The organism is Bacillus sp. T2.9-1 (genome assembly GCF_950097965.1).
GTDB lineage: Bacteria > Bacillota > Bacilli > Bacillales > Cytobacillaceae > Niallia > Niallia hominis.
The window spans coordinates 1-15,423 of sequence record NZ_CATNHG010000141.1; the positions used below are offsets into that span (position 1 = coordinate 1).

Sequence of the window (15,423 nt, forward strand, 5' to 3'; positions counted from 1 at the left end):
GAAAACCATTGTCCAAATGAAGTTTTTCGTGTAATCTTGTCCATGAGATTGGTCCTTTTTTAGTGGATTTGGACGGGTTACCACCTGACTTATCCATTATAAAGGACTTTTTCTATGCATAAAATAATAAAGTGAACATTTCGAGTATTTTTAATAGTGAAATTAAATTAATGCAACACTAGTGATTATAACTATATAAAAGTTCGTGTCTATTATTAGTTGAAATGCTTATGTCCCAGCCTCTTTCCTACGATTAATCAAGTATTTATTTATTTGTTGATTAGAAGTTTTATTAAAATAGATGGTTTGAGTCAAAAGCAAAAGTCATTTACACTATAAATAATGGAAGAAAATAGAGCGAATTTCCTTTTCATTTTTATCATAAATACTATACTATTAAAATAGAAACTAATTTAAGGAAGGTAATTAAAATGGAATCGAAATTCAAGTTCGGAATTCGCTCCAAAATTATCCTTGGCTACATTGTTATTATACTTTGTTTACTTGTGTCGGTAATTTTGCTCAATAATCAAATTCGATCCTTGCAAGAGGAACGTAACTCGATTATTAATTATGATTCTCGCATACAGGAATTAACTGCTTCCATTGAAAAAAGTGTTTTAGATATGGAAACAGGTCAGCGTGGATTTATAATAACAGGTAACCAAAGCTACTTAATTCCGTATAACGATGGGAAGGAAAACTGGGAAGCGCAATTTGATGAACTTTATCAGTTAATGAAAGATAAACCTGCACAGCAGGAAAATTTATTAGAAATAAAAGATAATATTGAAAATTGGATTAACACAGCAGGCGAGCCAACCATCCAATACAAAGAACAGAATAATCTAGATGCTCTAAATGCTTTTTTTGAGTCAGATTCTGGTCGAGAGTATATAAATGATATTACAGAGAAGTTTAATTCACTCAGAGATACAGAAAAGACTGCATCTGCTAAGCAAGCAGCAAAATTAGATGCCCAAAATAATACTGTAACCATTGGTCTATTTGGTGCATTAGTTTTGATTTCCCTTGTTGCGATTATTATTGCTAGTCAAATTTCTAAATCCATTGTTAGAACGATTAAAGAAGTGACAGGCACTATTGGTACGATTGCAGCATCTAAAGGCATCATTAATACACGCATACATGTGCGAACGAATGATGAAATAAAAGAGCTTGCTGTAGCGACTAATCTGCTTCTTGATAATGTAGAGCAGAGAGAATGGCTACAGTCTAATGTCGCCGATATTGTGATGAAATTTCAAGGGCTTGCTTCTATTGAAGCTTTGTCCAATACATTTATTACAGAATTGGCTAAAAAAACAAATGCTAGTTTTGGAGCATTTTATGTAAAGGATGCACAACAAAAGAAAGAAATGTATGTAAAGGCCGCAACGTTCGCAGAATCAGGCGATGCGATTGGCAGAGACACTTTTCAATTAGGAGAAGGGCTAATTGGTCAAAGTGCAAAAGAACAGCGCATGATTCACTATAAGGAAATACCTAATGATTACCGTTTAATCGCAACCGGTTTAGGGGATGTTTCACCAAGAAGCATTATAATTGTACCCGTTATGTTTGAGGGAGACGTTATTGCTGTCTTGGAGCTTGCGACGATGAGTGAATTTACAAAGCTTCAGCAAGATTTGATTGTTGGTATAGTAGAATCATTTGGAGTAACGATTAATAGTATTATGGGTAGAATGGAAATTGTTCGCTTATTAAACGAATCTAGAGCCATGACCGAAGAGCTACAGGTACAATCTGAAGAACTACAAACACAGTCAGAGGAATTACAATCACAGTCTGAAGAGTTGCAAATGCAAAAAGAAGAACTGATGGCTACAAATGAGCAACTAGAAGATCGAACAAGAGAAGCGGAAGCGAAGACAAAAGATTTAGAAAAAGCAAAAGAGGAATTGGAAGAGAAAACCGAATTGGTCATTCAAAATTCTAATTATAAATCAGAGTTTTTAGCAAATATGTCCCATGAATTAAGAACGCCATTAAATAGTATTCTAATTCTTTCGGAAATGCTTGCAGAAAATGACGCTAATCATCTGTCGGCAGAGGAGATGGAGTTTGCGAATGTCATTCATTCTTCTGGTAAAGATCTCCTTTCGCTTATAAATGATATTCTTGATCTTTCAAAAGTTGAGGCAGGAAAGCTCGATGTTCATTTTAGTGAGGTAAGTATTAATGACATTACTTCACAATTGGAGAGAAGTTTTGCCCCTATTGCAAAGCAGAAGGATGTAGAATTTATTATACATAAGCAGGAAACACTTAAAGATATTATGTATACAGATGAAAAGAGATTCCAACAAATTATAAAAAATCTATTATCCAATGCCTTTAAGTTTACGGAAAGTGGATCCGTTTCTTTAAATATTAAGAAAAAGCAACAGATAAGTCGAAGCATGAAAGAATTAAGCAGAGAATGGCTGGAAATTTCGGTTTCGGATACCGGTATTGGCATTCCGAGAGATAAACATAAATTAATCTTTGAAACATTCCAGCAGGCAGATGGGGCCACTGTACGTAAATATGGTGGTACTGGTCTAGGACTATCTATTTGTAGAGAATTTGCTAGATTACTAGGTGGATGGATTTCCTTGAAGAGTTCAGAAGGAAAAGGAAGTACATTTACCTTAACGATTCCAAGTCTTCCTAATGGAATAGCTGATGCAAAGCTCCATATTAGTGATATAAATGTTGCAGCTACAATGGAAGTGAAAAAGCAAGAGGCTCGATTTGAAATAGATAAAGAAGAACAGAGACATGAGGAAGAAAGAAAGGCGGAAATCATGTTGTCTAGTGACAAGCATGATGATGTATTTAAAGGGAAAAAAGTGTTGATTGTTGATGATGATAACCGCAATATATTTGCTCTTAAAACAACCCTTGAAAAAATAGGGATGGACGTCCTTGTTGCACACAATGGAAAAGAATCGTTAGGAATTATTGAAGAAACACCTGACTTAGATGTGATTCTAATGGATATTATGATGCCAAATATGAATGGTTATGAAACAATGACTATTATTCGTCAAACAATGAACTTGACCGAGATACCTATTATTGCATTGACTGCTAAAGCAATGAAAAACGATCGCGAGAAATGTCTGGAAGCAGGCGCATCAGATTATATTAGTAAACCACTAGATTTAGATCAATTATATTCTGTTCTAAGAGTATGGCTAGTTAAGTAAGGAGGAGGCGGTTATGAATAATCCATTCCTGAATAACGAACACGAGGTAGAGAATCCAGATCATGCAGATATAGAAGTGGATCTGCTGCTTGAAGGGATATTTCGATTATCAGGTTTTGATTTTCGTCAATATAACCGGTCTTCTATTACACGCAGGATCTACTATAGAATGAAAATGGATAATATTCCTACGATTACACGACTACTTGAACGAGTGATTCATGAAGAGGTTTTCCTGGAACAGCTTTTAAATGATTTTTCTATCAATGTAACGGAAATGTTTAGGAATCCAAGCTTTTTTCGTTCATTTAGAGAACAAGTAATCCCACATTTACGAAAGTATGATGAAATCCGGATATGGCATGCGGGATGTGCCACAGGGGAAGAAGTATTTTCGATGGCTATTTTATTGGAAGAAGAGGGGCTAAAGGAAAAGGCAGTTATATATGCAACAGATATGAATGAAAATGTACTGCAAAAGGCAAGCAAAGGGGTATTTCCTCTACATAAAATGCAAGCATATACTAAGAATTATATGCTTGCAGGAGGAACAAATGCGTTCTCGGAATATTATAAAACAGACCATCAATATGCTTATTTTCATTCTGATCTATTGAAAAATATTATATTTGCCCAACATAATTTAGTAACAGACCAATCTTTTAATGAATTTCATGTCATTATTTGTAGAAATGTACTCATTTATTTTAATCCCATGCTCCAAAACCAGGTGCATCATCTATTTTATGAAAGTTTAAGTAAAGATGGCTTTATTGGTTTAGGAGATAAAGAAACATTAAGCTTTGTTGATGTAATGCCAAAATATAGAGAGCTTGCTGGTGGAGAAAGACTTTATCAGAAAATCTACTAAGAACTATAGGAGCTCTTCTAAAACAATAAAAAGGATTTCTCTTTAGGAGAAATCCTTTTTATTTACTATGTACTCATTAAAGAAATAAGTAAAGTGTTAATTATTTGCCTTTTGCTTGGATCATTAATACACACATGTCATCTGGCTGATTAGACTGTTGCTCTTTTGTTAGAAGGTGATCCATTACGGAGCTGGTATGTTCCCATCTTTTGGAGGAAATTGCTTGGATTTTCTTTTCGGCTTCAAATTCACACGGTCCCATTGCTTCTAAGACACCATCAGTATAAAGGATGATTTGTACATCTTTTTCAAAGGTAACTTCTTTTGTATTAATTTCCATTTCATCGAAAAATCCTACTGCGCAAGTACCTTGTTCTAATGCAACTACTTCCTTTTCATCCATTAGCATATATCCATAAGGATGACCAGCATTGACATATTCCACTGTTTTCTTCTCTGTATCTATTACTAAATAGATTGCCGTAAAGTAGAATGGAAGACCTTCTTTTTCATTTTTTAATAAGGTCATATAGCGATTTAATTCTTTGATAACAAGATCTGGCTTCACTAATTGTTTAACTGATTCTCTCAGGACAGAAGAGATAAACATGCACACTAAAGAAGCGGATATTCCATGTCCCATCATATCTAATAAAATAATTGCATATTTGTGATCATTAATTTTATGCCAATAATACATATCACCTGCAAGATTAAAGGAAGGCAAATAAGAAACTTCAATATGCATATGTTCATCTTCTAAAGGGGCACTTAAAAGACTTCTTTGTACATGTGTTGCTAAGTCTAATTCATACTGAATTTTTTTTTCGTGTTGAGTATGCCAATCCAGCTCTGCCTTTAATCGTAGAGCAACGCGTATTCTTGCGAGGAGTTCGATTTTGTTTAGAGGTTTTGTAATATAATCTACACCACCAATATCCAAGGCTTCCGCGAGCTTATTCTTATCTTCTAATGCTGTTACAAAGATAATCTGAATATCCTTGAGGTGTTCCATCTTTTTAATGCGTTTACAAGCTTCAATGCCATCGATTTCTGGCATCATAATATCGAGCAATATTAAATCCACACTATTCCCTGTCGAAAGCGGAGCATCAAGTTGTAAATAATGAAATAATTCCTGGGCTGAAGAGAGAGAAACACAATCATCGTACCCAGCGTTTTTTAGTATTTTTTCCATTACAAATAGATTGACAGTATTGTCATCTACTAAAAGAATAGTCATAATTCTTATAACTCCTTGTCTATTATGATGTTAAGAAATAAATTATGTATACCTTATTTTATTTAAAACCATCAAGTGTATATAACTATAATTATACAGATTTTTATTGGATAATAATAATTATAAGTATTATAGAATGGAAAAGAAAAAAACATCGCAACATAAGAGTTCTCTTAGATTGGATGTTTTTTCTTTTATAAGCTGTTTTTTAAAAACCAATGGGAATATGCTTAGCCTATGGAATGAATGTGTATGATTGGAATCAGCATTTCGAAAAATCCTTATTCGTTATGCAGTGAAATTCCCATCATAGCTAAGCATAATGGCTGATTTCACGCCATCAAGTTTTGAAATAGTATTAATAAAGGTAGAGTTATTCTCTTTCACACGAATTTCGTATGTTACTTCAAAATCGTTTCCAGGCATAATTGATTTTGATTTAATGGAGAATTTTTTAGCATGAGTTGAAATAGTTTTTGTTAATGAATCTTCTAACGCTTCATTTGTATATTTAACAACTAATAAATAAGGATTTTCAATTTTGATTCGGTTAGTAAACAGAATAAGAACTAAACCAATTAGGATAGCACCTAATATAACTAGGATAATAAAGCCTGCTCCACAAAGTATTCCTGTAACAATTGCCCAGAATAAATAAACTAAGTCCATAGGATCTTTAATAGGAGTTCTAAAGCGTACAATCGATAAGGCACCAACCATACCAAGTGATAATAGAACATTGGATGATATCCCGATAATGATTAAGGCAGTTGCCATTGAGATAATAATTAGAGAAATATTAAAGGTGTGGGAATAGATGACACCTGAGAAAGTTTTTTTATAAACATAATAGATAAATAAACCGACGCCAAAGGCTACTAACAGCCCTATTAAAGAATCAATTACGGAAAAGTTACTCGTTTTTTCTAAAATACTTGATTTGAAAATATCTTCGAAGCTAATATTACTCATTTTTTTGTTCCTCCTTGAATTTATATAAATTTATCCATACATTCTGCTGATTTGATATTTAGAATAAGTTCCTTTTCTTCTATCACTTAATTGAAGAAGATTTTTGATTATTTCAGGCAAAAATTCATCGTATTTAATCTCTAAAATGGTGATATCTGGGTTGGTTTCAACCATAGGTAAATCCTTGTTCAGTACATCATTATTTCGGAAACTTGTTTTAATGGAGCTATCAAAGGTGACCCGGACATTTCCATAACGATAGATAAATACTTCCCGTTCGTAATCAACCACTGTATGTGGCTTTAATTGATATAAACTCATCTGAATGAATAGTTCTTTGACCAATTCGCGATGGTCATTTTCCATCCACTTAAGATCTCCAATGCGGATTTTTTCATATTCTTCTGCTGTAATTCTACATTTATCTTTATAGGTCAAATTATTACGTTTGCTTTTTTTTTCTAAATTTAAGAGGTTTGTATTATAGTCATACAATCTTACTCGAAATTTATCTCGGTTAAGAAGTCCTTCTTTTTTTTGAATAAGTGCCTTGTTTTCAATATTATCGAAGTAAACACTTTTAGTTCGGTTCGGCCATTTAAGCCGTTTAATTTTTGTGCTTCCATTTTGATTCTCCTTTCTGTTAACTGCTTGGACACATTATCATTTATAAACCTTAATCTATCCTTAAGATTTTTAAGAAGGTATTAATTTTTTGTAAAAATACTGTAAAAGTAGATGCGGGAGAGGAAAGATGAGACTTTTTTTTCTCTATAGATGGAAAGAAAAATAAAAAACGAGATTCTAAAGGAATTGTTAAGGTTGTTCACTCATAATGAAGGCATGGTGAAAGAAAGGAGACATGGTAATGAAAAAAAGTAAAATGAAAAAATTAGTCTTGCCTATTGCATGTACCTTGCTTTTATTTGCATGTAGTAAGGACAGCGATAACTCCCAAAATAGTAACGATAGCTCACTTAGTGAAATGGATGTGAGTGCATATATTAGTGAAAATATAAGTTATGAGGAGGAGGATTATCTAACGAATTGGGAAGAAGAAAATCCTACTTATATTAATTTAGATGGGGACAAAATTTCTTACGATGAATCGGCTGCAATAATGACATCTGGATCAACTGTTACCATAAGGTCTGGCGGAGTATATGTTTTAAGTGGTGATTTAGCTGACGGGCAAATAGTAGTTGACGCACCGGATACAGGAGAGGTTCAATTAGTTTTAAATGGAGTAGACATTCATAATAGTGAGTCTTCGGCGATTTTTGTAAAAGAAGCAGAGGATACGATTATTACGCTTGCAGAGAATACTGAAAATGTTGTGTCTGATGGAGAAACTTATACCGAAGATGATGGATCTGGTGAGCCCAATGCAGCAATCTTTAGCAAGGATGATTTAACAATAAATGGGACAGGTACTTTGGAAGTAGTAGGAAATTATGATAATGGAATTGGAAGTAAAGATGATTTGCGAATTATGGAAGGAACGATAAAAATAACAGCAGTAGATGATGCCATATTGGGCAGAGATTTAGTTGCAATAAAGAGTGGAACGTTTGAAATTAATGCAGGTGGAGACGGTATTAAATCAACGAATACAAATGATACAAAAGGTATTATTGCCATTGAAGATGGAATATTTAATATAAAGGCTGGAACAGATGGTATACAAGCTGAGTCTTCTCTCTATGTGGCAGATGGCGATTTCACCATTACAGCAGGTGGAGGAAGTCCAGAGACTATTGAGGTAAGAGAGGAAATGATGGGAGGACAACCTTGGGGAGATAGCGCAGCTGAAGAGACAGAAGAGGAGGATACACCAAGTATGAAAGGTTTAAAAGCAAATAAGGAAATCGCTATTGGTGGTGGAACATTCGAAATAGATACATTAGATGATGCAGTGCATAGTGACACGAATATTACGATTATGGATGGTGATTTTACTATTCTTACTGGTGATGATGGGATTCATACAGAGAATGAGCTCCTAATTGCTGGTGGAACAATTCAAGTTAATAAAAGTTATGAGGGAATAGAAGGAAAAACAGTCACTATTAATGATGGAGATATCTCTGTTGTAACAGCAGATGACGGAATTAACGTAAGTGATGGAAGTAGTGAAAGTGCTGCTCCTGGTGGAGAAATGGGAATGGAATCTGCAGGAAATGCACTATTAACCATCAATGGAGGAAGCATTTACGTAAATGCAGATGGAGATGGATTGGATGCAAATGGATCAATAGTAGTCACAGGCGGTACGACTATTGTTAATGGTCCAACAAGTGATGGAAATGGAGCCCTAGACTATGATGGAAGCCTAGAGATAAGTGGAGGAACACTAGTAGCGCTAGGAAGTTCGGGGATGGCACAAACAACATCTGATACATCTAAGCAAAACTCAATTATGATGACTTATTCGGAAACGCAAAAAGCTGGCACTATTGTTCATTTAGAGGATAGTGATGGGAATGCTATTGTAACAGTACAACCAAGCAAGGATTACCAAACGGTTGTGATTAGCTCACCGAAGATTACAGAGGATAGTACTTATGTATTGTATTCTGGTGGTAGTAGCACAGAAATGAACAGTAATGGTTTAGCTACAGGGACCTATGAAAAAGGAACAGAACTTGTAGAATTTACTATTTCTGACATAGTAACCTACGTCGATGAATCTGGTATTACAGAGGCACCTAGTAATAATATGGGTGGACAAGGTGGCGGCAGAGGAGGAGGACAAGGTGGAAATCCACCAAGTGATGATTTTGAAGGAAATCGAGGAGAAGCTCCTCCTACTGGTAATGGGAATGAGAGACAGGGGGATAATTCTTCCACTAATAGTTCCCAGTAAGTAATTTTTACTGAAAATGATAGCCGGATTAAAAAAGCTGCTTAGACATAAGGTTCCAAGCCAAAGATAAAGCCAAACAATCAAACGAAAGTTTCGTTGATTGTTTGGCTTTTTTGTTTTTAAAAAGGCTTATTTAGTTGAATTTTTGTTGATTTCACAGTCTTTTTGCTACCCAATTTGCTCCCTTTCATTACTCCATATAGGATAAATATCGCTTCGCTTTTTTTGGATATAGCCCTGCTGCCAGTAGCAATGACCAGGTTGTATTCCCCTCTATGCGCCCAATGGAACCATGAAGAATGATACCAAGAAACCGCTTGGTAATAGGAAGGTTGTTTATCTGAAATTGTTTATTTGTATGAATATTGGATAGAAAAACAGTGTTTCCCTCCATATTTATTATTTGAAAGAAGCTGTCCTCTATGTCCTTACATTTCTCAAAGATCTGGCTAACCCTTGTTAAGTCTTTTTCGTAATCCCAATTGGATTCAAAAAACTGAGGATACATCTGGAGATATAATCTATTCAACAATTCCTCGCATAACAGTAACTCATTAATGGATTCTTCATAAGGAGCTAACAGCTTTGTCCAGGTTGTATTTTCTTTTTGATCTAGCCATATGGAAAACTTTCTAAATTCAGAGATGAAATGTTGGATGTTGTTGCTTTCTTTGGAGATTTTTATAGTGTTAGGTAGATGAATATAAAGAAGTAACTCGATAAAGGGTTTTTTACATTTATTCCAAGAGGTCGGCATGTCGTCTTCTAGATAGTCAGTTAGATAACTCGAGAACGTTCGTAAAAACTCATTTCGAAAAAAATCAGTAGGCTTTTCTTTCTTATAAGCAATTAAATCGTCGCCATAATATTCAAATAGGCCGCGGTAGCGCATATTAAATTGAGAACTGATTTCAATTTTCTTTAGTATTTCGCTTCTGCTTTGTGTGTTGGTAAGGGGAATGAGTTTAAATGTTGTTTCTGGGGATTTTGTTCTCTGGCGGTGGTTTGTGTGGAAGGAAAAGTTCTTCATGTAATACAATCAACCTTTCGTGTTTTTATTTGAAATTTCTGATAATAAGAAGGAGGGAGTTCTAAGAGGTTGTCTCTATTATACCTATATAATAGGAGTATGTCACTATTTTTCTAGTTATCTCCTTTCGTACAAATGAAGGATGCTCAACAAAATTGGTAGGGCATCCTTCGTGTAACTTTTAAATTAATATACTTTATCGCCATTAAAGATAGAATTTTTAACAATTACATAATCTACATTACGAATAGAATCTAATTTTTTACCGCCTGCATAAGAGATAGAAGACTGAAGATCTTGTTCCATTTCTGTTAATGTATCTTGTAAAGAGCCTTTATGTTCTACATACATTTTTTTACCTTCGACGTTTTTCTTTTCACCTTTTTGAAACTCGGAAGCAGAACCGAAATACTCTTTATAGAGCTTTCCGTCTTTTTCAAATGTTTCTCCTGGAGACTCTTCGTGGCCAGCAAATAACGAACCGACCATTACCATTGTTGCTCCAAAACGAACCGATTTTGCGATATCACCATGTGTACGAATACCACCATCTGCAATGATTGGCTTGCTCGCAGCTTTTGCACACCAGCGCAATGCAGCTAACTGCCAACCACCAGTTCCAAAACCTGTTTTAATTTTTGTGATACATACTTTACCAGGTCCAATTCCTACTTTTGTAGCATCTGCACCTGCATGCTCAAGTTCTCTTACTGCTTCAGGAGTTCCAACGTTACCAGCAATAACAAAGCTATTCGGTAAATGCTTTTTGATATGTTTAATCATTGCGATAACGGCATTTGAGTGACCATGTGCAATATCAATTGTAATAAATTCGGGAACCAAATTTTCTTCTGCTAATTGTAATATAAAGTCATATTCTTCTGCTTTCACACCAACACTGATAGAGGCAATTAACTCACGAGATTGCATATCACGGATAAAAGTCTCGCGTGTTTCTGGCTGGAAACGATGCATAATATAGAAATAGCCATTTTCTGCTAAATATACAGCGATTTTTTCGTCAATAATAGTTTGCATATTTGCAGGCACTACTGGAAGCTTAAATGTATGGCCACCTAATGTTACAGTTGTATCGCATTCTGAACGGCTATCAACAATACACTTAGCCGGAATTAATTGTATATCTTCGTAATCAAACACGTTATCCATTAAAATACACTCCTAAATACGAATATTAAGGTCGCTGTTATCTAAAAATGTTCGACCATTAGGTACTTTACATTATTTTTGCCAGGATGTCAAAGATTTTTCATTTAATGAGATGTTTTTAATGAAGCGCTATCATTTTGGAGAGGGTAAAAAATATTTTGTAAATAAGGAAGATTCCTGTACTCAAGGAACTCCCTTATTTTGAAAGGAGAATGTTAGATTAACTTCTCAACAAGTCATAGCAAAGATAATTGGAAAGGATATAGAAAGTGGCTTAGTAGGAGAATTTCGCTTCAATCTTCGCTTCTATAAGTAACTGTCCTGGTTCTAGATTAGTAGCAATTCCTCCTACCTGACCAAACGACATTTTTGCAAGTGGGATAGGATTGCTAGAATCAGATAGAATTTCATGTATTTTTACCGGAATCGGATCTATCGTTACACGGAGGGTTTCAGCAATGGCCATTGCTTTTGAAAGAGAATCTTTAACCGCTTTTTGAAGTGCTTGCTCATAATATTCCGAACGATTACTTACATCAAATTGAATACTGGTAACTTGGTTTGCGCCATTTTGAACGGCTGTGTCAATAACGTTTCCTGCAAGTTGAATCGTTTCTACAAGGATAGATAGCAGGTGGGTTACTTTATAGCTTTTGAAGACTTGTTTATTCTCCACATAGTCATATTGAGGGAGAATAGTATAGTCAACGGTTTGAATATTGGAGGAAGGAATACCTAAACCTAAAATGGACGAAATAACTTGTTGATGTTTGGTAGCATTTTCTTTCTGGGCAGTTGTTACATTTTTGGACTCCGTATTAATGCCAAGAATAATTTTGCAAATAGTCGGTTCAATGGACAACATGCTATTTCCAAACACTGTTAAGCTTCTTTTTAACGGAACATTTGTGTGAAAAAGGGGAGAGGAAGGGTACATTATTATTCACCTCTGTATTGTTTATTTATAAAACACCTTATTTTGTAATAATTCCATGGCAGTTGCTATTTCCTGCAATTGTTCACCTGAAAGAGTGTCTATTCTTTTTTTTAATATTTGTTCTACTTCATGAAATACGAGCTTCATTACCTCTTTTCCTTCATCTGATAGCACTATATACTGCTTTCTGCGGTCTTTTTCATCTGTGAATTTATTAATTAAGTTTTTTTCCATTAAGTTTTTCAATTCTCGGCTAGTATTAGGCAATGACATTTGATGACATGAACTAATATCACTTGGAATCGCTGGCTCATTGATCGAAATATATTCAAGGATATTATACTGAATCGGAGTTAAATTAGTTGGTCTTAGATCATTCGTTAAAGCGTGCTTTAGTTGATGAACAGATGCTGTAAATGTAATGAATTTCTGAAAAAATTGTCTTTCATCCAAAAGAATCACCTCATAGGTAAGATAGCATAAAAAGTTATCAATAAACAATTATCAATTGATAACAAAAAGATGAAATGGTAATATAGTTATCAAATGATAACTAAAAAGAGGGGGATTCTTATGAATTTATTGATTGTTTTTTCACATCCCAATCAGAAAAGTTTAAATGGAGCGTTTTTAAAAAGTGTTTTGAATGGCAGTATGGAAAACAGTTCTATAAAGAATATACAGCTTTTAGATTTATATGAAGAAAATTTTAATCCCATTTTATTTTTTGATGAAAAAGTAAAAAGGCGTCATATGTATAAGAACCCAGCTTTTTCAAAGCATAGAGATCAGTTATTATGGGCGGATAAAATCGTTTTTCTTTATCCTATTTGGTGGGGAAGACCACCAGCCATGTTACTAGGGTACTTTGATCAAGTATTATCTGCTCATTTTGCTTATAAAGAAACTGGAAAATATACCACAAAGGGGCTGTTAAAAGGAAAGTCAGTCATCTGTATTTCTACTATGAAGGGACCTGGAATGTACCCCTTTTTCTTTTTGCATAATAGTCATAAGGTTTTAATGAAAAAGGCAGTATTTCGCTTTGTAGGAATTAAAAAAGTGAAATTTTTTGAATTTGGAAGCATGGAAGGAACAGGGCAAGCGAAAAAAATAGATAAGATTTATCGCTATTTTAGAGGAATGTGTGCTTGAAAGATTCTTTCCTAATCAAAGGAACCCCCTAGCCAAAGAGGGAGATTCCTTTGATATTGTTTTAGGCAAATTATGAATTCTTTCTTTCTAAAGATAGTGATTCAGGACGCTCACATGTACTTTCCATTATATAATGTTTATCGCTATCGGAGGAATCCTGGAAACCATACATCGCTTCTAAAACATGATAGGCTAATTCGCTATTTGCTCGATAGTTTCCACCTTCGAGAATTGCCTTGGCCATATCAGCAACGCCAAGCCCTCTATTGTTTTCGTTATACCCGTATGCAAGAGGCACCTCTTTAAATTCCTGTTCATCACGTTTTCTTAATTTTACAGGACCATCAAATGTATTAGGGTCAGGAACAAGTAGCGTTCCTTCGCTTCCGTAAATTTCAATAGGAGGCAATGTGCTACCGCCAAAGGCATCAAAGCTTGTTGTAATACTTCCAATTACACCTGAAGCAAAATCTATTACTCCTGAGATATGCGTAGGGATGAATACTTTCATTTTAGTACCAGCCTTTGGTGCGCTGAGTATCGTTCTTTCTTGATAACTAATCCGCGCCGAACCTGAAATTCGTTTAATCGGTCCCAAGAGAGCCACTAAGGCTGTTAAGTAATAGGGCCCCATATCAAACATTGGTCCGCCTCCAATATCATAATAAAAGGCAGGGTCTGGATGCCAATGTTCATGGCCACGACCGATCATGAAGGCAGATGCACCAATTGGTATTCCTATTTCCCCTTGTTCAATCAGATGGATAGCAGTTTGAATTCCAGCTCCCAAGAAAGTGTCAGGTGCACTGCCAACGAGAAGATTATGCTTCTTCGCTGTTTCTAAAATTCGCTTACCTTCCTCTCGTGTAACAGCAAGTGGTTTTTCCGTATAAACATGCTTACCTGCTTCAAGTGCTTGGATGCTGACAGAGGCATGTGCTTTTGGAATGGTTAAGTTGATGACTAGTTCAATCTCAGGATCATAAAGCAGTTCTTCAACGGAATAAGCATTTGGAATACCGAACTTTTCAGCTTGAAGTTGAGCACGTTGGACATCTAAATCTGCACAGGCGACAAGCTCAAGGTGGGGAAACTTCGGACAATTTTCCATATAAATAGAACTAATATTCCCGCAACCGATAATGCCAATTTTAAGTTTTCTCATAAGAAACCCTCCGGTAGATTATGTTAGCTTTCGATAATTTTTATTTTGATGATCTCCCTTTATTGACTGTCTCCCATACCTGTATAGTTCCGTACATTTTCATAAATGGAAGCTTCATTCGATTTTTCAGTTTGTCTTTTCCCTTCAGATGCCCACAAGAATCCACGGCGCATAATGAGCGAAACTTCCGGCAGAGCAATGATATTTGCTTGATGGCCTAATGAATTATAAAATACATTTCCAAGCCCCCAACGTTTAGTCCATACTACAGGCATGTCTACCGCTTTATTCGCGGCATGAGGACCATGAACAATCGGGAAGCGTGTAGTAGCTAATACTTCAACAGCTGGATCGTAATGAAGGTAATATTGTTCACTAGCAACTTTAAAATCAGACATGCCCTCTAAAAGGGGACTAGAAGAATGTTTGATGTTGACCGTGTATTCCACCCCATCATTTCCAGGATGGGCAACCCAATTGCCACCTGTCATAAATTGCCAGTCAACATTATTACGAAAAGAGTCACACATACCACCATGGCACCCAGCTAACCCAACACCTGCTGCAACTGCCTCCGAAATATTTAAAACATATTGTTGTTCAATTTGACCCATTGTCCAGTGGGGGACGATTAAATCCAAGGTTTTTAATTTTTCTTTATCTGCATAGGAGTCTAGTGAATTAGATACCTCTACTTGAAAGTTCTCTTCTTCAAGAATTCCTTTAAAAATTTCTGCTACCTGCTCAGGCTGATGACCATCCCAGCCTCCCCAAACAATCAATGCATTCTTTTTCATGG

Annotated in this window: 13 protein-coding genes; 4 read left to right on the forward strand and 9 right to left on the reverse strand. The window is 35.3% G+C overall.

What is annotated here, in order from left to right:
- The first annotated feature begins 431 nt into the window (after positions 1 to 431).
- Together QQZ16_RS20680 and QQZ16_RS20685 are read left to right on the forward strand one after the other, a co-directional pair.
- Positions 432 to 3,215, forward strand: a complete 2,784-nt coding sequence (locus QQZ16_RS20680) for an ATP-binding protein (RefSeq protein WP_235252435.1) — start codon at positions 432 to 434, stop codon at positions 3,213 to 3,215.
- A 13-nt stretch (positions 3,216 to 3,228) separates the two neighbouring features.
- Complete coding sequence (locus QQZ16_RS20685; protein ID WP_235252436.1) at positions 3,229 to 4,086, forward strand: CheR family methyltransferase; 858 nt, start codon at positions 3,229 to 3,231, stop codon at positions 4,084 to 4,086.
- A gap of 100 nt (positions 4,087 to 4,186) precedes the next feature.
- On the opposite strand, the gene QQZ16_RS20690 is transcribed toward QQZ16_RS20685, so the two are convergent.
- From QQZ16_RS20690 to QQZ16_RS20700, 3 genes are all read right to left on the reverse strand, one after another.
- Complete coding sequence (locus QQZ16_RS20690; protein ID WP_031539161.1) at positions 4,187 to 5,329, reverse strand: SpoIIE family protein phosphatase; 1,143 nt, start codon at positions 5,327 to 5,329, stop codon at positions 4,187 to 4,189.
- A gap of 288 nt (positions 5,330 to 5,617) precedes the next feature.
- Positions 5,618 to 6,301: a DUF4956 domain-containing protein gene (locus tag QQZ16_RS20695; RefSeq protein ID WP_048717734.1), complete on the reverse strand. Its 684-nt coding sequence runs from the start codon at positions 6,299 to 6,301 to the stop codon at positions 5,618 to 5,620.
- A gap of 30 nt (positions 6,302 to 6,331) precedes the next feature.
- The gene (locus tag QQZ16_RS20700) at positions 6,332 to 6,913 is read right to left on the reverse strand and encodes a polyphosphate polymerase domain-containing protein (protein ID WP_342395206.1); all 582 of its coding nucleotides are present in this window, start codon (positions 6,911 to 6,913) and stop codon (positions 6,332 to 6,334) included.
- Between the two features lie 256 nt (positions 6,914 to 7,169).
- Here QQZ16_RS20700 and QQZ16_RS20705 point away from each other — a divergent pair, with 256 nt between their 5' ends.
- Positions 7,170 to 9,167: a carbohydrate-binding domain-containing protein gene (locus tag QQZ16_RS20705; RefSeq protein WP_284561733.1), complete on the forward strand. Its 1,998-nt coding sequence runs from the start codon at positions 7,170 to 7,172 to the stop codon at positions 9,165 to 9,167.
- 190 nt (positions 9,168 to 9,357) lie between these two features.
- Here the strand turns inward: QQZ16_RS20705 and QQZ16_RS20710 are convergent, their stop codons facing one another.
- From QQZ16_RS20710 to QQZ16_RS20725, 4 genes are all read right to left on the reverse strand, one after another.
- Entirely contained in the window at positions 9,358 to 10,197 is an 840-nt protein-coding gene (locus tag QQZ16_RS20710; RefSeq protein ID WP_235252442.1) for a hypothetical protein, read from the reverse strand.
- Positions 10,198 to 10,383: 186 nt separating this feature from the next.
- Entirely contained in the window at positions 10,384 to 11,367 is a 984-nt protein-coding gene (gene guaC / locus QQZ16_RS20715) for a GMP reductase (RefSeq protein ID WP_048717738.1), read from the reverse strand.
- A gap of 274 nt (positions 11,368 to 11,641) precedes the next feature.
- Positions 11,642 to 12,304, reverse strand: a complete 663-nt coding sequence (locus QQZ16_RS20720) for an SIMPL domain-containing protein (protein WP_048717739.1) — start codon at positions 12,302 to 12,304, stop codon at positions 11,642 to 11,644.
- Positions 12,305 to 12,325: 21 nt separating this feature from the next.
- The gene (locus QQZ16_RS20725) at positions 12,326 to 12,766 is read right to left on the reverse strand and encodes a MarR family winged helix-turn-helix transcriptional regulator (RefSeq protein WP_235252457.1); all 441 of its coding nucleotides are present in this window, start codon (positions 12,764 to 12,766) and stop codon (positions 12,326 to 12,328) included.
- Between the two features lie 111 nt (positions 12,767 to 12,877).
- Between QQZ16_RS20725 and QQZ16_RS20730 the strand changes: the two genes are divergently transcribed.
- Positions 12,878 to 13,459 (forward strand): NAD(P)H-dependent oxidoreductase, encoded by a 582-nt coding sequence (locus tag QQZ16_RS20730; RefSeq protein WP_031539171.1) that lies wholly within the window; start codon positions 12,878 to 12,880, stop codon positions 13,457 to 13,459.
- Between the two features lie 70 nt (positions 13,460 to 13,529).
- On the opposite strand, the gene QQZ16_RS20735 is transcribed toward QQZ16_RS20730, so the two are convergent.
- Both QQZ16_RS20735 and QQZ16_RS20740 read right to left on the reverse strand, forming a co-directional pair.
- Complete coding sequence (locus tag QQZ16_RS20735; RefSeq protein WP_235252444.1) at positions 13,530 to 14,624, reverse strand: Gfo/Idh/MocA family protein; 1,095 nt, start codon at positions 14,622 to 14,624, stop codon at positions 13,530 to 13,532.
- Between the two features lie 59 nt (positions 14,625 to 14,683).
- Positions 14,684 to 15,421, reverse strand: coding sequence for a ThuA domain-containing protein (locus QQZ16_RS20740; protein ID WP_235252446.1), 738 nt, complete (start codon positions 15,419 to 15,421; stop codon positions 14,684 to 14,686).
- Between the last annotated feature and the right edge of the window lie 2 nt (positions 15,422 to 15,423).